At 45.6% G+C, this 20,687-nt stretch carries 15 protein-coding genes and 1 pseudogene; 3 read left to right on the top strand and 13 right to left on the bottom strand.

Annotated elements, in window-relative coordinates; translation table 11 throughout:
• Positions 1–6: 6 nt before the first annotated feature.
• From I8U27_RS13450 to I8U27_RS13480, 7 genes and pseudogenes are all read right to left on the bottom strand, one after another.
• A complete protein-coding gene (locus I8U27_RS13450) occupies positions 7–204 on the bottom strand; it encodes a hypothetical protein (protein WP_181752894.1) in 198 nt (65 codons plus the stop codon).
• A gap of 538 nt (positions 205–742) precedes the next feature.
• Positions 743–2,161 carry a group II intron reverse transcriptase/maturase gene (ltrA, locus tag I8U27_RS13455; RefSeq protein ID WP_198065880.1) on the bottom strand — a complete coding sequence of 473 codons (1,419 nt, stop codon included), beginning with the start codon at positions 2,159–2,161 and terminating at the stop codon, positions 743–745.
• Entirely contained in the window at positions 2,128–2,409 is a 282-nt protein-coding gene (locus tag I8U27_RS21500; RefSeq protein ID WP_198065881.1) for a reverse transcriptase N-terminal domain-containing protein, read from the bottom strand. The genes ltrA and I8U27_RS21500 overlap by 34 nt, the downstream gene beginning before the upstream one ends.
• 16 nt (positions 2,410–2,425) lie before the next feature.
• Positions 2,426–2,626 (bottom strand): annotated as a pseudogene (locus I8U27_RS13465) (YnfA family protein); the annotation flags it as partial.
• A 42-nt stretch (positions 2,627–2,668) separates the two neighbouring features.
• Positions 2,669–3,301, bottom strand: a complete 633-nt coding sequence (locus I8U27_RS13470; RefSeq protein WP_181752892.1) for a class I SAM-dependent methyltransferase — start codon at positions 3,299–3,301, stop codon at positions 2,669–2,671.
• Positions 3,294–5,423 carry a heavy metal translocating P-type ATPase gene (locus I8U27_RS13475; protein WP_181752889.1) on the bottom strand — a complete coding sequence of 710 codons (2,130 nt, stop codon included), beginning with the start codon at positions 5,421–5,423 and terminating at the stop codon, positions 3,294–3,296. Before I8U27_RS13475 ends, I8U27_RS13470 begins: the two co-directional genes overlap by 8 nt.
• On the bottom strand, positions 5,404–5,781 hold the full coding sequence (locus I8U27_RS13480; protein WP_181752887.1) for an ArsR/SmtB family transcription factor: 378 nt from the start codon (positions 5,779–5,781) through the stop codon (positions 5,404–5,406). Before I8U27_RS13480 ends, I8U27_RS13475 begins: the two co-directional genes overlap by 20 nt.
• Positions 5,782–5,949: 168 nt before the next feature.
• Between I8U27_RS13480 and I8U27_RS13485 the strand changes: the two genes are divergently transcribed.
• A complete protein-coding gene (locus I8U27_RS13485; protein ID WP_181752884.1) occupies positions 5,950–6,246 on the top strand; it encodes a hypothetical protein in 297 nt (98 codons plus the stop codon).
• Positions 6,247–6,446: 200 nt separating this feature from the next.
• Here I8U27_RS13485 and I8U27_RS13490 read toward each other — a convergent pair whose 3' ends face one another.
• The 3 genes from I8U27_RS13490 to I8U27_RS13500 form a co-directional block, all read right to left on the bottom strand.
• The gene (locus I8U27_RS13490; protein WP_181752882.1) at positions 6,447–7,472 is read right to left on the bottom strand and encodes an alpha/beta fold hydrolase; all 1,026 of its coding nucleotides are present in this window, start codon (positions 7,470–7,472) and stop codon (positions 6,447–6,449) included.
• Positions 7,473–7,680: 208 nt separating this feature from the next.
• Positions 7,681–8,763: a DmpA family aminopeptidase gene (locus I8U27_RS13495; protein WP_181752880.1), complete on the bottom strand. Its 1,083-nt coding sequence runs from the start codon at positions 8,761–8,763 to the stop codon at positions 7,681–7,683.
• 121 nt (positions 8,764–8,884) lie between these two features.
• A complete protein-coding gene (locus I8U27_RS13500) occupies positions 8,885–9,220 on the bottom strand; it encodes a hypothetical protein (RefSeq protein ID WP_181752878.1) in 336 nt (111 codons plus the stop codon).
• 1,080 nt (positions 9,221–10,300) lie between these two features.
• Here I8U27_RS13500 and I8U27_RS13505 point away from each other — a divergent pair.
• Both I8U27_RS13505 and I8U27_RS20685 read left to right on the top strand, forming a co-directional pair.
• Entirely contained in the window at positions 10,301–12,610 is a 2,310-nt protein-coding gene (locus tag I8U27_RS13505; protein WP_181752876.1) for a rhamnogalacturonan lyase, read from the top strand.
• Positions 12,611–12,949: 339 nt separating this feature from the next.
• Positions 12,950–13,441, top strand: a complete 492-nt coding sequence (locus tag I8U27_RS20685; RefSeq protein ID WP_181752874.1) for a hypothetical protein — start codon at positions 12,950–12,952, stop codon at positions 13,439–13,441.
• A gap of 319 nt (positions 13,442–13,760) precedes the next feature.
• On the opposite strand, the gene I8U27_RS13515 is transcribed toward I8U27_RS20685, so the two are convergent.
• The 3 genes from I8U27_RS13515 to I8U27_RS13525 form a co-directional block, all read right to left on the bottom strand.
• Positions 13,761–18,263 carry a glutamate synthase-related protein gene (locus tag I8U27_RS13515; RefSeq protein ID WP_181753006.1) on the bottom strand — a complete coding sequence of 1,501 codons (4,503 nt, stop codon included), beginning with the start codon at positions 18,261–18,263 and terminating at the stop codon, positions 13,761–13,763.
• Between the two features lie 663 nt (positions 18,264–18,926).
• The gene (locus I8U27_RS13520) at positions 18,927–19,319 is read right to left on the bottom strand and encodes a globin domain-containing protein (RefSeq protein ID WP_181752872.1); all 393 of its coding nucleotides are present in this window, start codon (positions 19,317–19,319) and stop codon (positions 18,927–18,929) included.
• A gap of 15 nt (positions 19,320–19,334) precedes the next feature.
• A complete protein-coding gene (locus tag I8U27_RS13525) occupies positions 19,335–20,651 on the bottom strand; it encodes a glutamate-1-semialdehyde 2,1-aminomutase (RefSeq protein WP_232345488.1) in 1,317 nt (438 codons plus the stop codon).
• Positions 20,652–20,687 lie beyond the last annotated feature (36 nt).

The raw sequence follows: 20,687 nt of genomic DNA on the forward strand, positions 1-20,687 counted from the left end.
CTATTATTAAAAGCCCAATAAAGAGCCTTCCTTTGCTTCTTTCAACCGTTCTTCATAGTATGCTCTGTAGTCATATGTTTTACCCTCAGATTCTTTTAATTTCTTCTCATAATAATTTACCTCTTCCTGAATAACTCTTTTTACTGCTTCCCATTCTCCAGATTTATTTATTTTTTCTACACAGAGATGAATATCTGCACCCACTTTGACCACTCCTGTGTTGTTGTTAGTCAACGAAGAAATCGAGGCATGATGTGGTTCTACTTGAAATACAGTTTGCTAATTTAAGCATATCATTCTATTCTATTTAAAAAGTGAAATGAATTTACTAACTATTTATTATGTTGTCAAAGGCAGGTATTTCACTGAGCATTAGTAGTATTTCATTCTCTTAAAATGTGTTCAAAAAACCGATCTAAATGAGGGTCACCAGTAAAACAGGAGGAAACTAAAGATGCTCTTCAATTTAGGATTGGTATTTGGCTCTCCAAGAAAACAGCTCTACTCAAATAAGACTGTCGGATGTTATCTGATTGAGGGTAGAGGAAGGGGACTGATGTAGCCGCGATTTCTAATAATTGCAGACTATCTCTTTTTCTTTACTAATTCTCCCTCTTATTTCATGTTGTTTTTTAATAGTATAATTCCCAACATGGGATGTCGGGTAGGGCAGGCTCCTTTCGAAGCCGTTCCCCCCTAAGAACCGTGCATACGAGTTTCCCCGTACACGGCTCAAGCCTCTTCAAACGCCCCGTGAGGGACGCGGTTTTTCAACGGTTAATCCTAAGCTGTGGACTTGGCTGTGACAATTTGGATGCAGAAGAACGCGGTTCTCTTGCAAGTCGGAACCACCTAGAGATCGCCAGACAATGTGATGGCTGTGCCATCCCGTAAGTTTGGTGATCTTTTGTTTACAAACAGGGCAAATGCCCTTTTGTTCTTTCCAAAGTTGCAGAAGTTGGTGTTTTCCTTTGAGGTTGTCCACCATCTTAATGCCGAGACGCTTCTCAAAGTATAGTTCCCACACCGGATCAAAAGGATTGGCTTCAGCTTTCACCTTAACATGCCGTTGAATAGGAAAGCGTGATGCGCGGAGCAGTATCATTTCTTTTCTGTTGTCTTCACCGAAGAACACCCAGTGGTTTCCACCGATGGTTTTAAAATATTTCTTTTTAATCCATTGCATTGGTTTATTTGGATGTCTGCGCTTTGCCCATCTTAGCAGGGAGTGAAGCATTTCATGATCGATGCGTGCGAATGTGCTTTTGCTTGCAATATGTTGATGGTATTGTGTCCATCCACGAATTACCGGATTTAATAGTCCAATGAGTATCCCGGCTTTTGTTGTCTTGTTTTCCTTAATGATCGCTCGGACTTTTTCTAAGAATGCTTTAACATTCTTCTTGGATGGTTTGATGAGAAATTTCCCATTGTATTTACACACGTTTTGACCAAGAAAATCGAACCCATCTTCGATGTGAGTGATTTGTGTTTTCTCTTGTGAGAGTCTCAGTCCCCGTTCTTTAAGGAATCCTTCGATAAGTGGCTTTACTTCATTTTCTAGGATTTCTCTTGTGCTTCCGGTGATGACAAAGTCATCAGCGTATCTTATTAGATTTACCTTTGCTCTCTTTGTCACAGGAAACCTATCTCTTAGTCGCTTCTCTAATCCATCCAGTGTCATGTTTGCAAGCACAGGAGAGATAATTCCGCCTTGCGGCGTGCCAGCTTCCGTGGGATGGTATATCTGTTGATTCAAGTATCCAGATTTCAACCACTTATATAAAATCTTTTTATTCATAGGAATGTTCCGCAATAACCATTCGTGGCTGATCTGGTCGAAGCAGGATTGTATATCTGCTTCTAGAATCCATTGGCCATTTGATTTTCTAGCAAGTGCTATGTAGCACTGTTGGATCGCGTCGGCTGTTGATCTTTCTCTCCTAAAACCGTATGAATTTGGATCTCCTGTAGTCTCGGCAATTGGTTCCAACGTAAGTAGATAGAGCGCCTGCATGGCGCGATCTCTCATCGTCGGAATACCGAGGGGACGCTTCTTCCCATTTTTCTTCGGAATGTATATCCGTCGAAGCGGTTTGGGTTTGTAACCACGTTGCCGAAGACATTTCACTGCTTCTGCTTTCTTTGCAGGTGTTCCCATATTTCATTGTCTACGCCAGGTGTCCGTTTGCCTTGGTTTTCCGTCACTCGCCGGACGGCAAGTGCCTTACCGCTGAATGAGTGGGTTAACAGACGTTGCAAAGATTTTACCTTGCCCCATCTGCCTTCCTGAGTTGCCTTCACGATACGCGCTTGGAGCCGACGCACGTTGCGGTAGACCTTTTGCCATTCGATGGCATGCCAGTCCACTTCGTGGGAAGCCGCACCAGTAACTTTAGTTACTGTCATCTGCCTTGCCTCCTTAAATGAATATCCCTCCATACGCCGCATACACACGACCGAAGGAAGGAAATGATTGAAAGGTTGCGATGATTCCATAAAGAAATAGCGAGAACCCTCCTACAGTTCCCAAATACCAAGGCTGTTCTTCTCGTATCTAAAGCCAGACGAGATATCCTCCACCAATTTCAGCGATACTAGCGAGTAAAAACCAAATAAGTACCATGATGAAAACTCCTTCGAGTCTGAGAACAAACTGCTTTAGACATTACTCATTGTTCATGGCCTTTTTCCGAAGTAGAATTTTTCTGTACATCCCGTCAAATAGAACAGGTAAATCTGCTTCAACCGAAACGCTGTTCCGATAAGGCATGACTATGTTTTCAAACCGTCGGCCAATGTCAGTCCCAAGCACAGCCACGATCGGCCGAATCATTCGTTTGAAAATCGATAACTTCTGATTTGATGGGACAAACTTATCGAATATGATGATTTGCCCACCCTGACGGGTCACACGGATTATTTCCCCAAAACAGCGATTCGGATCGGGAACCACCGACAGAATGAGGTTGGCAATGACCGTATCAAAAGAGTTTGAGGGAAAAGCCAGGCTTTGCGCGTCCATCTCCAAAAAAGTGATGTTGGACGAACGATATTTCTGCCTGGCTTTGTTCAGCATATCCGCTGACAAGTCTATGGCGGTAATATCCATATCATGATGGATAAGAAACGAAAGGTCTGCTCCTGTTCCCGCTCCGACCAAAAGAGTTTTTTGACCTGACGTAAATTCAATATTCTCAAATACCTTTCTCCTAGCGACCAAAAAAATACCGGAATTAAAAAACAAGTCATACAGGGGCGACCAAAGCTTATAGACTACTTTATTCCAGCGGTTATCCAATGTCGTCCCTCGTTTTTAACAGACGCAACCCATTCAACGTAACGATGAGTGTCGCCCCCATATCGGCAAAGACAGCCATCCATAGGGTGAGCCACCCTGGTATGATGAGTAACAATGCCAAAGCTTTAATCGCTAAGGAGAACGTAATATTTTGTTTAATAATCCGTAACGCTTGACGGCTTAATCGGATGGTAAATGGCAGTTTTTTCAGATCGTCTGCCATGAGTGCAATATCCGCCGTTTCGAGCGCCGTATCCGTTCCGGCTCCACCCATCGCAATCCCAACTGTGGAAGCAGCCAACGCCGGAGCATCGTTCACACCATCTCCCACCATCGCCACTTTGGAACCATCGGACCGGAGTTGCTTAATAAACTCCAATTTGTCTTGAGGCAACAGTTCTGCTTGAACTTCTCCAACTCCTAATTGTTTGCCGATGGCTTCAGCAGTGGCCCGGTTATCCCCGGTCAACATAACTGTCTTCTTAATCCCTAGCTCATGCAACCGCTGGATCACTCCTTTACTGCTTTCTCTTACTTCATCCGCTACGGCAATGAGAGCCGCCATTTCGATCTCGGTTCCCAACACCATCACGGTTTTGCCTTGTTGTTGAAGATCAAGGATTTGTTTCCTCGTTTTATCTGGAATGCCGTCTGGTAATAGTTCATCAAATAAGCCAGGACTACCAATGTAATAAAGCACACCGTTGACCTTCGCTTGTACCCCTTTTCCTGTGAGTGAAGAGAAATCTTCTACTTGTTGGATTGAAACCGCTTCTTCCTCTGCTTTTCGCAGAATAGCTGAAGCCAACGGATGCTGCGAGTTCTTCTCAATTGATACCGCAATACTTAAAAATTCTTTTTCTTTGTTGGGTATGAGTGAAATAAAGTCTGTTACCACAGGAACTCCGCGTGTTAAAGTCCCTGTTTTATCAAAGGCAATAGTAGAAAGGGCTCCGGCTTCCTCTAAGTGAATCCCGCCTTTGACAAGAACCCCATTTCGTGCAGCATTTCCGATGGCCGTCACAATGGATACTGGTGTTGAAACAACCAATGCGCACGGACAACCAACGACGAGGAGAGCCAATCCACGATAGATCCAATCGCCCCAATCCGCTTGGAATAAGAGCGGCGGAATCATGGCAATCAAGAAGCCCGCAATCAGAATGGCAGGGGTATAAATTTTCGCGAAACGATCAACAAATGCTTGAGAAGGTGCTCGTTCTGCCTGAGCTTCTTCGACCAAATGAATAATCTTGGAAATCGTTGTATCTTCTACTCTTTTGGTTACTTTGACTTCCAGCAGCCCTTCCTCGTTTAATGTCCCGGCATACACTTCATCGTCAATGCTTTTTTCCACCGGGATCGATTCACCTGTAATCGGAGCCTGATTATTCGAGGAGCTTCCTTTAACCACCACTCCATCCATAGCCAGCTTTTGCCCTGGCTTCACGATCATAATGTCCCCGATCTGGATCTCATCGACCGGAACGATGATCTCTTCGTCCCCACGCCGGATCAGGGCCTGTTTTGGGGCAATATCCATGAGAGCGCGAATGGATTGACGGGCTTTATCCATTGAGTAAGTCTCCAATGCCTCACTGATAGCAAAGAGAATGACTACCGTTGCACCTTCTCCCCACTCACCAATGGCCGCCGCACCTAAAATGGCAATCGTCATCAGGGTATACATATCAAATTGGAGTCGTGTTAGATTAAGTAATCCTTTTCGGAATAAAGCGTATCCGCCAATCAACATGGAAAGGAGATAGGAAATTACAGAAGGAATACTTTTTTCTTCATAAGATTCACCCATAAACCAACCGAGAAGGAGAAATACCAGAGAAACGCCAACTTGAATGGTTTCTCGCCGCTTCCAAAACGGCTCTCTTTCCATCCGTATTTCCTGGTTTTCCGGATAAATCTTCAGATTCTCAAATGCACCGGCATTCTCCAGATCTTGTATGGAAGGCTCCCCATATACTGTGATTTTAGAGGCTCCAAAGTTTACCTGGGCATCCTTTACACCAGGGAGTTTTTTTATATTTTCTTCAAATTGAGCCGCGCAACTGGCACAGGTAAACCCTTGGACGCGGAACACTTTTTTATCTTTCACTTGTTCCATTTGTGGTCAACTCCTTACTATGAGCAAATGCCAGTTGGACGAGTTGCTTCACATGATCATCATCCAGAGAATAAAAAACGAGTTTTCCCTCTTTCCGATACTTCGCCAGGCCCATATTCCGGAGTAAGCGCAAGTGATGGGAAGCGGTAGCCAATGTGGAGTTAATAATATTAGCTACGTCACAGACACAAAGTTCGTCTTCTTGAATTAAAACATAAGCAATTTTTAAGCGCGTAGGATCGGCTAATGCTTTAAACAGTTGTGCTGTATCCATTGGTTCTACGGTTTCCAATAAAGTTTGCACTCGCTTGACCTTTTCTTCGTCATAACAATATATTTCACAGCGTTCTTCGCTCATTGAATCTCACCTCACTTCAATAATCAAATTATTATTTGATTAAAGTATAAAACGAAATGATCATATGATCAAATGATTATTTTATTATGAAATTATTATGGGGAGAATCACCTTGAAAATATACATATCTATTTTCATCGCAGAACGATTTTTGAGGAGCGAAATTCTATGCACGATACTTTTAACTCATTTTTATCTGATCTCAAAGGCAAGGGAAAACAATCCAAAACGATTTCCACTTATGAAAGTGTGCTCAGACAATTTGCACTTTGGGTGGAAGAAACAACAGGGGAAGCATTTCACCCTGAAGATGTAACTCCTATTGATGCTGCTGAGTACCGTCGGTATTCGTTGGAACGATCTAGAAGCGGCGTTACAGAATCCAGATGGAATTATAAAAGATATCCTATTTTCTGTAGTGGACACAGACACCTTAGAAAGCATCATTACAGAATTGAAATATAAGAAATCGATTTATCAAGAAAAAGTATACTGAAAAATACGAAGCTCCTATAGTAGTTCGTATCGAACAGCGGTTACAGAATTGCTGAAAACCTTAGAATAAGCTGGTGCAAAAGAAAAGAGAAATCGCGATTCAGAAGAAGAAAGCCAAACACCGGGGAAAATAAAAAACAAGGCGCTTGCCCGAAGACGCCTTTTTTTGGTTACACATACAACAGGCTTTTTTGTGAAGGCCGGGGGGTCAAAATTTCCTCCTTGACACGGAGACAGTTGATAAAAAAGGGGAGAGGCTCTTCCAGGTGCGGGGCATGGGCAGAGTTTTCAAACCAGATGATATCTTTGACCGGAGCGTCCAGGTACTCATAATATTGTTCCTGCAACTCAGAGGGAGCCAGATAATCGTAACGGCCCACAAAAAAGTAGGCGGGAACCTGTAACTCGGGAACTTGCTCAAACAAATTTACCTTCATCAGCGCTAGCTTTAAATGTTTGAGAGAAAATCTTATTCCCCGCCGGAAACGGAGCCAGTCACCCGCTGTGTATTCGGAGGAGAGAAACCCTCTGGACAGTTTTTTGATCAGGCTGCCGTTGCGAATCGAACCGCCCAATCGGGCCAGGCATTTCCAGTAAGCGCTCAGGTCTTTGCTGCTCTGATAAGGAGGGCACCCTATTTTACGGAGTGCTTTCAGGGCACTTTGTTTCCCTTTTTTCATTGCCGTAAACAAAAGAAGATGATACGAAACCATCATACTTTGTTCCCGGTGCACCATCTGACCGCTACTGATATAAGCATGAATCAATTCGGGGTAACGCTGTGCCACGAAAGCGCCGATCACACTTCCCCAGGAATGTCCGACCAGAAACAGTTTCTTTTGCCCGAACCGTTCCAACAGCTTTGAGATCAGCTCATAGGTGTCAGAAATAAATTGTTCCAGATTCATCGACGCTTTTCTGATTTTTTTGGAATAAGATTTGCCGGCCCCGCGTTGATCCCAGTTCACAACCAGAAAATGGTTTTCCAGCTCTTTCTGGTAATGCCTGGCGAATCCGATCTGTGCTATTCCCGGCCCTCCGTGCAAAAAAAGGAGAAGGGGATTACCGGTACTTTTCCCGCGCAACATAATCGCTTGCTCAATCCCGCCGATATTCACTTTTTCAATCGCGGCAATGCTGCCATCGATCTTAATTCCCATGGGATCCTCATGAGGAGGAGTCCAGTTCTTAAACATGTTACTCCCTGCCTTTTAGCGGAGAATTTGTTTGGGATGAAAAGTATTCTTCATTCTCCTCCTTTTTCCTCCAATTATCTCCTTTATTTCTTTTTTATTACAAAATAAGCCTGACCTCTTTTAATGAAAACAAACAGAGGTCAGGCTGCAAATCCCTTATTTACCTGGAGTTTGGGAGTTGAGTTTAAAACGGTAGGCGGATGGTATATTACCAAATTTTACATTCTTGTAACAATTGAATCACCTGATCTGCCGGCAGAGCATAAATGATCCGGTTAAAGCGGCCACAGGTGGTTTCTGCTGTAAACAGGGAGTTAAGAATGGCCTCTTCGGTTGTATCAATGACAGCTCTGAAGCACTCGGAGACCAGGGGACCATCTTCAGCGATGCTCCGCAGATCACGAATGTCTTTGTCGGGTGAATGGGGAACACGGTTTCCATTGCTAAACGCGATGATGATATCTCCGCTGCCATGGTGGGCGATGGCCCCGGTTTTTGCCAGGCCCAGCGCAGCTCTTTTGCAGAGACGTTGCAGTTGTCCGGCTGTCATGGGCAGATCTGTTCCGATGATGATCATAATTGACCCGTCTCTGGCCGGTGCCGGTACGTCGGGGGATGGCAGATGTTGTCCGACCGGAACACCGAGAATGGTTAAATCTTCCCGTTTGCCAAAGTTGGTTAAGACAAGTGTCCCTATATGGTACATCTGGTGATCTGTGGAGATTTGCCTGGAGGATGTTCCGATTCCGCCTTTCCAGCCAAAGCAGATCATCCCGGTTCCGGCTCCGACATTTCCTTCGATGACGTTTTCGCCGTTTTGTCCGGCCTGTTGAATCGCTTCAATTGCATGTTCAGGGCTGACATGAAGCCCGCGCATATCGTTGAGATAACTGTCATTGCATTCGCCGACCACAATGTTTACGGAACCGGCGCCATCGCCAATCCCCTCATCCCCGGCCATCAGGTAGCGCAGGGTTCCCTCTGTGACTGCGGGTACGCTAAAAGTATTGGTCAGCATAATGGGTGATTCAATGGTGCCGAGCTCGTTCACTTGAATCAGCCCGGTTGTTTTGCCAAATCCGTTGATGACATGGGTTGCGGCAACCACTTTTTCGCGGAACAGGTTGCCTGTGTGGGGCAAAATGGCGGTAACGCCTGTACATTGCCCGTTCTCCTTATGCAGGGTGACATGTCCCACCCGTACGCCAGGGATGTCGGTTATGCTGTTTTTTCGGCCCGGAGGCAGTTGTCCAACGGTAAAACCATAATCTCGCAATCGTTTTTTCGGCATAGACAGCTCCTTATTTAACCAGGTGTAACTGCATATATTCAATAAGAAAAGCGCTATTTTTGCGGCGCTTGTTGAAAAAGTTATTTATTTACTGTTTTTTACTTTATTTGTAATGGAAGTTTTAGATCCGGTATTTCAGCTTGTACATATCCTTGGCCAGGTAAGCTGTGGTTTCAGTGGTCTCCTTCAGTTCCTCCCGTAATTCAGAGACAGCTTGTCTGGTTGTTTTGATATCTTCTTTAAGTTCTTTTTGTCCTTCTTCCAATGAAGTGAGACGCTGATTAACCTGGTCAAATTTCTGGTTCATTTCAGTTTTTAGGCCGTCAACATCTTTTTTTAGGCTGTCTACTTCTCCTTTTAATCCACCAAATTCTTTTTTCAGTTCATCAAAGTCTTCTTTTAAGCTGGCACGCACTGCTTCTGCCACTTGAGCGGCAAGGGCTTGAATGTCTGTCATGGATTTCTCCTCCTGAATGAGATCTCTTAACTAAGGTTTTTTGTCGCTTCTTTTGGAACTAGTTTTGTAGTGTAATAGATTTAAAAAGTTGTGATGAAAGCGACTGTGGCTGGTTTTATTTGTAAACGGGTGTATCTTCACGGTTGTCTTGTCCAGAGGTGTTTTTAATAGTATACCATCGTCTGGCAATCAGCCAAGGATTAATTTCGCAACGAGCATTTACTTCTTCTGGTAATCATTTTTTGAGTTGAGAAATGATCTTCCTGCCTGGTGTTTGTAAAAATAAATCTACTTGATGGGTTGAGGCACTTTAATGGTTGTGATGACTTTAGCAAGCAGAAAACGCAGTATCCGCTTGATTTGGGAAACTGCGCTTGGTCTAAGATAGATGAGGGTTTCTGGTATTCTATTTTGTTGAACCACGCAAAAACAATTGTCGGGAGATTTAGTTGCTTTAAGTGATCATCTGTGAAAGTGTTTCCAAGGGGATGGCAGATTTCTGTCTCGCTCCTGATCGGCGCCCTGCGGGGAAGTATGAATGGCCGCCACGTAAACTGGTGAATGCCGCGATGTTCATCCCAGAAAGGATTCCGGTTAAAACAACAATCGCAATTGCACACAAATGGCTTCTTAATTGTTTCAATTGCTGATATGGAATCTTTAGTCCTTAGTCTTGGATGGGGAATATTTTTATTTCTCCGATCTTTTTCATTCCCTTTTCAGCGTAAAAGAAAGCAGTTTTGCCTGAGATGAAATGGAAACCTCAGCTTTAACGTTACCCCAAAGGTTTCCTGAAAATAAATACACACTGTTTTTTAATAATATTTAACTGATTTTTCGACATTAAATACAGAATAATTAAACTATAATAAAAAAGGAATTGCCTCATTTCAAAATCCGTTTAATAAAGGACCTTTAGGAAGGTGGTTCCCACAAATTTTTTATGTAAGCGTAACCAATCCTTATTGTTACCTCAAAGTAAAAATCTTTTTAAGAGGAGGGAAAGTTTGGCTAAGGGATAGTGAAAAATTATGTACTCTATCTACTCTTGTATAAAAAATCTAAGGAGAGTGATCGAAAATGTATTTAAAGAAAGCTTCACTTGTTAAAAAGGTAATAACCATCGGTTTAACGATGATCCTTCTTTTTGCAGGAATTGTAAACGTATCTGCCGCCGATGTGCAGAAAAAGACAGGTAAGGGTAAAGGTGTACAACTGGAATACCTTGACAGAGGCCTGATTGCAGTTTCTACCCCTGAAGGCGTATTCCTTAGCTGGAGACTTTTAGCTAATGAAGTTACAGGTTATTCCGAGACAGGTTTGACCGGTGCAAATTTCAACGTGTATCGCGATGGTAAGAGGATTGCGACAGTTACAGACAGCATAAACTATTTGGATAAAGACGGTACATCCACATCAAAGTATTATGTAGCTGCCGTTGTTGACGGACGGGAAGCAGAGCCAAGTTCACCGGTTAGGCCATGGGGAAATTCACATTATGATTTGCCGATCAAAAGACCTACAGATGGTGTAACACCCACGGGCGAAACTTATTCATACTCTGCAAATGATATGAGCGTTGGCGATGTTGACGGTAACGGCCAATATGAATTCTTCGTGAAATGGGACCCGTCAAACTCGAAGGACGTATCACAGAAAGGGTATACAGGTAAAACATATATTGACTGCTATCGGTTTGATGGAACCCTTCTTTACAGAATTGACCTGGGTGTGAATATCAGAGCAGGTGCTCATTATACACAATTCCTGGTTTATGACTTTGACGGAGACGGAAGGGCTGAATTAATGTTTAAAACCGCTCCGGGTACCAAGATCATCAAGTTTGATAAGAAAGGCAAAATTGCATCAGAAAAGTATATCACGATGCCGGAGGAAGATATTCGTGCCGGTTACAGCCATGATGATGACTATCGCATGAGTAGCAAGGATTACTATGAACACGTTGTTAAAATGTTTATGGACTGGCATAAGCATAAGGAAGTTTTAAATGGTCATTGGCCAAAAACCCTTGAAGAATGCTTTGGGATCGAAAAGAAATATCACTATCCGTTATCCAGAGAAGATGCTGAAAGCTTGGCAGACTACTTCATGGATGTATATGCCCCAAGCAGAAGCAGCCGCAACAATCTCAGAACATTTGAGGGCTTTAGTCTGGAAGGGCCTGAATATTTAACCGTATTTGATGGTGCAACAGGCAATGAACTGGAAACCATCCATTATAAACCCGGACGTCATGATGATGGTCTTATGTGGGGAGATTACGCGTTGCCAAGAATCGAACCGGGAAACCGGGTGGACCGTTTTCTTGCCGGCGTTGCATACCTTGACGGTAAAAAACCATTTGCCGTATTTGCCCGCGGTTATTACACAAGGTCCACCCTTGTTTCTTATAGCTGGGATGGGAAGAAGCTGAAGGAAAAATGGTTTGTCGACAGTGGCTGGACAACCATGAACAATCCCTTTAACGATAATCCACATGGCAGACCGGGAACGGATAAGAAGTTTGGGTCCATCACCACCCAGGGGGCACATTCACTGAGTGTTGCAGATGTTGACGGGGACGGACGCCATGAAATCATTTACGGCTCAGCAACGATCGATGATGACGGTTCAGTATTGTACAGTTCAATGGATACAATGCCTCCGCAAAGCGCAGACCCCGGTACAGTAGCCAGACTTGGCCATGGTGACGCACTCCATGTGGCGGATATCGATCCGGACAGGCCTGGATTGGAAATATTCATGGTTCATGAGGGTGGCGTCCAGGCTCCATACGGCTATGCATTACGTGATGCTAAAACAGGGAAAGTCATTTATGGCGGCTATACAGGTGTAGATACCGGACGAGGTATGGTGGGTGATGTTGACCCAGATCACAGAGGCCTGGAAACATGGGCGGTTGGATTGTGGACGGCGAAAGGCACTCAGATCAGCACTCGTGCTCCCGGTACCAATATGAATATCAAGTGGTCAGCAGATATGACGACACAAATTGTTAACGGTGCTTTGGAGAGCACGCCGACCATTGATGACTGGAAGAAGGGCAGGATGCTGACCGCTGCAGACACAAGAACAAATAACGGCACAAAGGGGACCCCCTCCCTGGTGGCTGATATTTTTGGTGACTGGAGAGAAGAACTCCTGGTTAGAACGACTGATAGCTCTGCGATTCGAATCTACCTCAGTACAGAGAAAACAAACCGTAAATTATACACGTTAATGCATGATATTCAGTACAGAACAGGTATAGCATGGCAAAATGTCGGATATAATCAGCCTTCATACCCAAGCTTCTATTTTGCGGCTGATATAAATTGGAAGCATGTACCGATTCCGAAATTTTGGACTCCGAGTAGTAAAAAGAAATGATAAGTTGATTTTTTGTGTTAAGGATGCCGGAAGACATCTGCGATCCGTGAAGATGCGGTCAATCGGGGGTTGAGGCCCTCTTTTTATATGAAAAAAGATCCTTATTCTATTTACTGGAAATAGTATCTCGAGTTTTTTATCTAAAAGTTAATGTGTTTCATCCAGATTAAAATCAAGCAACCAAAAGCGGTTAAGGTGATTTTATCAGATATTTGATTGATTATATAATGTATCAATAATATTTTAACATTTTTTATAAAGAATAATATATACAATAAAATTCAATAGTGGTATAATTTGAATGTATTAAAATATAAAAAAACTTAGGGGGCACGAATGATGAAAATGAAAAGAATCGGTATGCTGGTTCTTGCATTAACGTTTGCGATGGTGATTCCGTTTTCGTCGGCATTTGCTGCAAGTGAAAATGATACGAGTGAAAATGGAAAGTCTGCAGGTGTTTATATCATTCGTGCAAATGGAGATGTGGTATCTCCGGCGGGAGCAGGGGAATGGGATAATTTAGGTACACACTATACTTCTTCCAGTGAGAATCCATCTGATTACGTACATTCCGGCGGCGGAGATTTCAAGTATAAAGTAGTGTCCGGCCCAAGTGGCGGAGCTTATTATCAGTTGCGGGAATATGATCCTGACAATGGAGATGATATTATTACTGATCCTAACGGGTACAGTTGGTTTTACCTGTATCCTGGTGACGAAATCGTTTACAGGGGTATCAGTAGCGCTGTCGATGGCAGCAACAATAAGGCGGAATTTTATGTAATGGAAAGCTTTAGTGGATCGGCAAGGGTGAATTACTGGGATTGATTTGCAAAAGCCAAAAGGGATGAGGAGAGATACTTTTTCTCTCTTCATCCCTTTATTTTTGCGGTTCATTTATCTTGAATAAGAAACCTGATCACCTTATTTTTTCATAAATCGAAACAAGAAGGAGTGATGGCGCATTGTTTGTTTTATAACGGCGGCAGTCCTGGGAAGATATTCTGTCATTTGACCTAAGCACAAGGAGAATGTGGTAAAAATGCCTACAGGAATCGACTATATATAAAATTAACGTTTACATAAATGTTATGATTCAAGGATAAAAGACACCCCCTTCCTGTCAAAAAGAAGGGGGTATCAGAGATTATTCAGTAGAGATGGATGGATCGGCCTGTTGTTTATGAGGGATGATCTGAATAAAGTGTTGGTCCAGGTTTTGCAGAAGCAGATCAATCTGTTCTGATTCTTCCAGTTGGCCCGATTGAATCAGTTCCTCCTGGTATGCTCTCAGCAGTTCATTGAGGTCCTGAACTCCTTTTTCGTTCAACGGCTCTATGGACACTTTGGCTGCTTTGGCGATCCGCCGCATCAGGGCAGCTTCGTCAAGCCCCATTTCCGGCTGAAGCCGGAGATAGACGACACCACCCGTCATCCCTGAGCAAATCCAGGGACCAGGGTCTCCGAGAACGACAGCCCGTCCGTCTGTCATATATTCAAAGGCAAACCCTTTGATATTTGCGCGGTTGGCGACCAGTCCGAGCTCATCGCGAAGAGGTTCCTTGATTTGACCGGCGATGATAATATCGGCGCCGGAGAGACGAATGCCCGCGCGGGAGTCAGCATCCCCCTGCACGATGAACAGTCCTTTTTGTGCACCGTAGCAGAACCCTTTCCCTACCGAACCATTGATATACTGCCTGTTCTTGTTTGGGGATTTGAGGATGGCGACGCGGCCGCCAAATGCTGTTTTACCTACACCGTCCTGGGCTCCTCCCCTTACGGTGACACGGATGCCGTCAGCATGAAAGGCGGCGAAACCGTTCCCCGGAACAGATCCGTCTTCAAAGTTGAAGTTAACCTCGGGCAGGGTACGGTAACTTCCATCAAGACGATTGCGCACCCGCGCCCCGGATACGTCACTCACCATGACCCGGTTGGCACTGTTGATACCGGAGTAAGAGCGGAAGACCGGCTGGTCAAAGGTGAATTCCTCCCCTGTAGAGAGATGTTCTGCTCCGGCCGCGACCAGCACGGGGGAAGAAGACAGCTCACGTTCATCGCGGGCGGTAGTTTCTCCCTGGTTGAGGGAAGAGACTTCCAGAAGATCGGATAGATCTAATTTATCCAGTTCACGCATTTGCACCAGCAAATCAGACCGTCCCACCAGGTCCTGAGTGCGTTTGAAGCCGAGCGAGGCGGTCAGGCATTGAATCTCTTGGCCAAAGGTGGTAAAGAGCCGCATCAGCCCTTCGACAGACTGCTCGTAAACACGGGGTACAAAACGGCGCAACCCGTGTTCTTCCGCTTCCTCTACCGTTTCGATCTGGGTGGCGATGCCGACGTGACAGGTATCGAGATGGCAGCCCCGGCAGCTGGTACAGCCGATTGCCAGCATAGCCAGTGTACCGAAGCCGATCCGGTTGGCTCCGAGCAACATAAGTTTAATGACATCAAGAGCACTTTTCAGTCCGCCGTCGGCCCATATTTCTACCTGATCGCGAATACCGGCTTCAATCAGGGCGTTGTGAGCTGCTTTTACCCCGATTTCGGCAGGCAATCCGACATGCTGCAGGGCGTGGATCCGTGCAGCACCCGTTCCGCCGTCAAATCCGCTCAAGGTGATAATATCGGCCCCTGCTTTGGCAATTCCGACCGCAATTGTTCCGATATTGGGTACAATCGGCACTTTGACGATCACTTTGGCCCGGTTGTTTGCCGTTTTTAACTCTGTGATAATCTGTGCCAAATCTTCAATGGAGTAAATATCATGGTTGTTGGACGGTGAGATCAGATCACTGCCGGGGGTTGCATTACGGGCAGCGGCCACTTTGGCGGATACTTTTTTGCCGGGCAGGTGGCCCCCTTCTCCCGGTTTTGCCCCCTGGCCGATTTTGATTTCCAGAATATTGGCTGAGTTGGCAAGTTCAACATTGACTCCGAACCGTCCGGAGGCGACCTGGTGGCCGCGGGTGCGCGGATATTTTCCGAGCATATCCTTGATTTCGCCGCCTTCGCCGTTGATGCTGACCATATTCAACCGGTCAGCCGCCTCTGCATAAGCCCGAAACGCCACTTCTCCCTGGGACCCGAATGACATGGAGCTGATCACCATCGGCAAATCGTGGTCCCCCACACTCAAGTCAACTTCGGACGGTTCAATATCTGCATGTTCAACATGGCGGAGATCAGCCACATGGCGAATGCTGATCGGATTGGCCCGCTCAAGATCATCCAGCTTTTGTTTGAACTCTTCATAACTGATCGATCCTGAAGCCAACTGCCCGATCGATTTCCAGACACGCGGCCACAGGTGAAAGAGGCGTGCCGGTTTCGCTTTGGCATTGGCAAAGTCCTCGTAGCGCTCTTCAGCATCTTTTTCCAGATCTGCCCATGAGAGTCCGGCTGTTTTCGATCCGCAGTAATTGACGATGCCCAGCACACCGGCCACTTCCGGGCTGAGGCCAATCGAGGAGAACAGCCGGGCATAGCCGCGCAGCTCATGGATTCCGATGGTGGAAATAATTTTTTCCAACCCTTTGTTAATCGCATTGAATAAGTTGGCAGCCGATTTGTTTTCTTTTTCCACGATCGTGCCAAACATCAGATAAGGGCAGATGGCGTCAGCACCCAGCCCAACGGCCAATGCGAGGTCGTGCAAGTTGCGCATGGCCCCCGACCTTACCACAATGCTGGCAAGGCGGCGCAGGTTTTGGCCTTGTTTTGACCAGGGGGCGTTTTTCAGTCCCTGGTCTACTTTGGAAATAGCCAGATGCGGGTCAAGGTAATATTGGTCATTCTGGTGGCAATCAGAGTCGTCTAGCAGAAGGATCACTTTTCCGTCTTTAACCGCTTTGATTGCTTTTGCCTCCAGTTCTTCAAACGCATCGGCCATTCGGGTTCCTTTTGCGTACGACAATGGCAGACGAGCCACCAGGCCGCGCTCAACATAGAGTTGAACCAGTTCTTCCAGCGATAAAGTAGAAAACTCTGTGCAAATGTCGGTTGCAAGATGACCTTCTACCAGAATCGGTGAGGGCAACTCCAATCGTAAGTCGTTCTGCCCTGCCGGCGAATAGAGGTCAGGGCGTCTGCCAATCAATACACGAGTTGAGAAATGCTCCATCTCCCGTTCGCGGTCAATGGCAGGGTTGGTGACAACGGCGACACTTTCCTTGATAAAATCGGAAATATTTTGCCGTGTATTGGCCAGCGCCGCCAGCGGCCCGTCATGTCCGAGTGAGCGAATCGGATCGGCTCCTGTATCCGCCATTTGTTCCACCTGTTGAATTTGTTCGCGTTCCCAGCCAAAAGCAGCGTATGCCTGGTTGCTGACTTTCTCTGTTTTGACTCCCGGAACTCCCGATCCCGCCGGGGTGGACAGATACTTTTGATATTCCCTGAAATCGGCACGAAGTCTCGCTCTTTCTAAAACAAGCTGTTGTAGCTCATGGTGAGGAAGTACTCTGGCTTTAGGCAGCAATTGGACTCCAACCGTTTCTCCCGGAGCGAGCGGTTTTGGTTCACTTACCATTTCATGCACAGGGATGATCCCCTGCTCTGAAGAGAAGAAGAGAGAACGTTCACTTTCCACCATCCAAAGCGGGCGCAACCCCAGAGCGTCTACACTGAAAGCACACTCATCTCCGTAGCGGGAAATGATCCCGGCAGGCCCCTGTGCAAACGGTCCCCATGTTTGGCGATAGTAAGTATAAAGATCTTTTAACTCCGAAGGAAGGTGTTTAATTTCGTGAACGATGGGCGGAAATACGATTTCAATGGCTTCAAACAGGCTGTATCCGTAATGATGGATCAATGTTTCGATCAAACGGTTAAGGTCTTGCGAGTCACTGCTGCCTTCAGCGAGGGGTACACCAATCATTTCAGCTTCATCGCGCAGTTTGCGGATGGTGTTAATCTCCCCGTTATGCCCCAACAGGGAAAATGGCTGCACGCGGAAGAAGTTGGATAAGGTGTTTGTCGAATAACGGTTATGGCCGATGGTAACCAGTGTTTCAAATTGAGGGTGGTTTAAATCATAGAAATATTTCGGCAACAGGTTTGCAGCTCCCATCAGCTTGTAAACGGCCGTTTGATTGCTGAAGGAAGCCATCTGTACCGGAAACTTTTTCTCCACTTCAATTACAATATCAAACAGACGCCTTGGCAGCCCTTCGGCAGAGGAAGCCAGACAAGCGATTTGCCAGAAATGAGGCTCGTCCGCCCGGCCATTTTTGCCAAGTACATCACTGTTTACTTGGTCAAGTTCTTCATACAGAAATTCAAAGTTGTTATCTTTCAGAATTTTAATAATATTATCTTTTAAGATAGTTGTTTTTTCTTCGTGTTTGGGCAAAAACAGGTGGGCAACCACAAAGCGAGGATCATAAGCCAACTCAGCGGAAATCCCCTGTGAGGATATTTTTTGTGCCCACAGAGCACGGGGAATATCCGTCAGGATTCCGCAGCCGTCCCCTTCACCATTGATAAATCCTGAACGATGCTCCATCTTGATCAGCGCCTCAATGGTGTCGAGCATATTTTCACGTTTGGGGACGCCATCTTTCTCGATGGTAGCAACGATACCGCAGCTGTCATGTTCTTCAGCTGTAAGATTTTTAAAACGACCCAGATCAGAGTGTCTTTTCATCGGAACGGTCAGCGTTGACCTTTCACCTCCAAATGGAAATCTACCAAGATTGACATTCTCCGCCACAGAGCGAACCTTTTTTGGAATCATAATCAACCAGAGAGTGTTTAAAAGGAGAGCAGGAACACTAAATGGGGAGAAAATCGATGAAGAATACACAGTAATAAAAGAATAACACGAATTTTTACTGCAAACAAGGGTTTTTAACATTTTTATTCATTTATGCTTGATTTTTATGCGAATATCATTCAAATGAAAAGCCTATAAATGCCTGAAAAATCTTGTGGTATAAGGAGTTGGTAAATTTATAAAAAAGAAAGCGCTTACAAAAAATGCTGTATATTTATAAGTTCTTTTGCTGTTTAAAGTGAAGAAGAATTGAGGTGTATTTGTGGCATCCTTACAAGATATAGAAGGATTTTAGGTTATGCTATTTATAAAAAATTTATTAATATTTAGCATATTATTCAATATGCATGCGTATTTATACTGGGCCAGCAAATACAGAACGGCACATTGAAAGATAAACTATTTCTCTAAAGAATAGCGCAGTTTTGCGTGTTCGGCAGTTTGAAGGATATGACAGAAAAGAAACAGGGCTCCGGTGTCAATTCGGGGCCCTGTTTGCCGCATGTTCTGTTTTTTGATTGGAACCACTTCTTTTTACTCAGAAAACGGCTCCGGCTGATTGACCATGTGGTGGGCCGCGATAACCAGCCGCCCCCAGATCGCATCCCGTTCCGGGCCTGTAATTCCTACTTCATTCAGTGCTTGCTCCATACATTGCAACCAGGCATTGGCGCGTGCCGGAGTGATGGGAAAAGGCAAATGTCTGGCCCGAAGCATGGGATGCCCCCTTTTCTCTGTATAGAGTGGCGGACCGCCAAGAAACTGAGTGAGAAACAAATATTGCTTTTCCATGACAGGTTCTATGTCTTCCGGAAAAAGCGGTTTTAACAGTGGGTGCGCTTGTACCCTCGGGTAAAATGCTTCCACCAGCTGGCGTACTTTCTCTGCTCCGCCGATTTTGTCATACAAGCTGATCGGTTCGCTCATCTGCACTCGCCCCTGCTATTTGGTTTTTCCGGTCTGTTTGGTCGGCTTCATTTTCTTGAATGATCTTTTCACCGCACGAATCGTAAATTGAATATCTTCATCGGAATGGGCAGTGGTTAAAAACCAGGCTTCATATTTAGAAGGGGCTAAATAGACACCTTCGGCCAGCATATGTCGGAAAAATTGAGCGAACAATTCTCCGTCTGCCGACTGTGCCCCTTGATAATCGGTAACAGGTTCCCCGGTAAAATAAACGGTAAATGCGCCGCCCATCCGGTTCAAAGTAATGTTGATGCCATACTGGTCTGCAAGGCTCAGGATCTCCTTGCTCAAGGTTTTGCCCATCTGGTCGAGCCGCTCATAAACTCCGGGGTGGGAGAGAGTTTGCAAACACGCGGTTCCCGCTGAGATGGAAAGTGGATTGCCCGCCATCGTGCCCGCCTGGTACATGGGCCCCATCGGTGCCACTTTATCCATGATTTCCCGTTTGCCGCCATAAGCGCCAATCGGCAGCCCGCCCCCGATAATTTTCCCCAGTGCGGTTAAGTCAGGTTCGATATTGAACAGGGTTTGTATACCGCCATAATGGAACCGGAAGGCGGTGATTACCTCGTCATAGATTACCAGCGCCCCGGCCTGATGGGCCAGTTTATTTACTTGTTCCAGGAAGTCCGGGGCAGGTGGGACAATCCCAAAGTTTCCCACAAGCGGTTCGACCAGAACTCCGGCAATCTGATCACCCCAGTGGCGGATCGCCTCCTCAAAGGCTTGAATATCATTGTAAGGAACAGTGATCACTTCCCGGGCGATACTGGACGGGATGCCGGCGCTGTCAGGAATCCCCAGTGTGGAAGGTCCTGAACCTGCTGCTACGAGCACCAGGTCGGAATGGCCGTGATAACATCCGGCAAATTTTAAGATTTTATCGCGCCCCGTATAAGCGCGTGCCAGACGAATGGTGGTCATAACTGCCTCGGTTCCGCTGTTGACAAAGCGGATTTGTTCCATTGAGGGGATGGCCTCCCGCAGCATTTGCGCAAAGCGGATTTCTTTTTCGGTCGGAGTTCCGTATAAGACCCCGTTTGCTGCCGCTTCTACAATTGCCGACGTCACAGCGGGGTGAGCGTGTCCCAGAATAATAGGCCCAAATGCGGCCAGATAGTCGACATATCGATTGCCGTCTTCATCCCAGAAATAAGCCCCTTGTGCTTTCTTCATAAAAATGGGTGTACCGTTGCCGACAGCGCGAAAGGAGCGGGACGGACTATTGACGCCGCCAACAATCACATCTAGCGCTTCTTGATATAAGCTTTCAGAACGTTGAATATGCAACAGGAATCCTCCCTTTATTTTTTCTACCCAATTGTA

Origin of the sequence: Paenactinomyces guangxiensis (genome assembly GCF_016055185.1) — a bacterium.
In the GTDB taxonomy this organism is placed as follows: Bacteria; Bacillota; Bacilli; order Thermoactinomycetales; family Thermoactinomycetaceae; genus Paenactinomyces; species Paenactinomyces guangxiensis.

Excerpts from the sequence above, each read along its gene's own strand:
- ltrA (WP_198065880.1), bottom strand. The coding sequence starts at position 2,161 with ATGGGAACACCTGCAAAGAAAGCAGAAGCAGTGAAATGTCTTCGGCAA.
- I8U27_RS13475 (WP_181752889.1), bottom strand. The coding sequence starts at position 5,423 with ATGGAACAAGTGAAAGATAAAAAAGTGTTCCGCGTCCAAGGGTTTACC.
- I8U27_RS13485 (WP_181752884.1), top strand. The coding sequence starts at position 5,950 with ATGCACGATACTTTTAACTCATTTTTATCTGATCTCAAAGGCAAGGGA.
- I8U27_RS13500 (WP_181752878.1), bottom strand. The coding sequence starts at position 9,220 with ATGACAGACATTCAAGCCCTTGCCGCTCAAGTGGCAGAAGCAGTGCGT.
- I8U27_RS13480 (WP_181752887.1), bottom strand. The coding sequence starts at position 5,781 with ATGAGCGAAGAACGCTGTGAAATATATTGTTATGACGAAGAAAAGGTC.
- I8U27_RS13505 (WP_181752876.1), top strand. The coding sequence starts at position 10,301 with ATGTATTTAAAGAAAGCTTCACTTGTTAAAAAGGTAATAACCATCGGT.
- I8U27_RS13520 (WP_181752872.1), bottom strand. The coding sequence starts at position 19,319 with ATGAGCGAACCGATCAGCTTGTATGACAAAATCGGCGGAGCAGAGAAA.
- I8U27_RS21500 (WP_198065881.1), bottom strand. The coding sequence starts at position 2,409 with ATGACAGTAACTAAAGTTACTGGTGCGGCTTCCCACGAAGTGGACTGG.
- I8U27_RS13495 (WP_181752880.1), bottom strand. The coding sequence starts at position 8,763 with ATGCCGAAAAAACGATTGCGAGATTATGGTTTTACCGTTGGACAACTG.
- I8U27_RS13490 (WP_181752882.1), bottom strand. The coding sequence starts at position 7,472 with ATGTTTAAGAACTGGACTCCTCCTCATGAGGATCCCATGGGAATTAAG.
- I8U27_RS20685 (WP_181752874.1), top strand. The coding sequence starts at position 12,950 with ATGAAAATGAAAAGAATCGGTATGCTGGTTCTTGCATTAACGTTTGCG.
- I8U27_RS13515 (WP_181753006.1), bottom strand. The coding sequence starts at position 18,263 with ATGAAAAGACACTCTGATCTGGGTCGTTTTAAAAATCTTACAGCTGAA.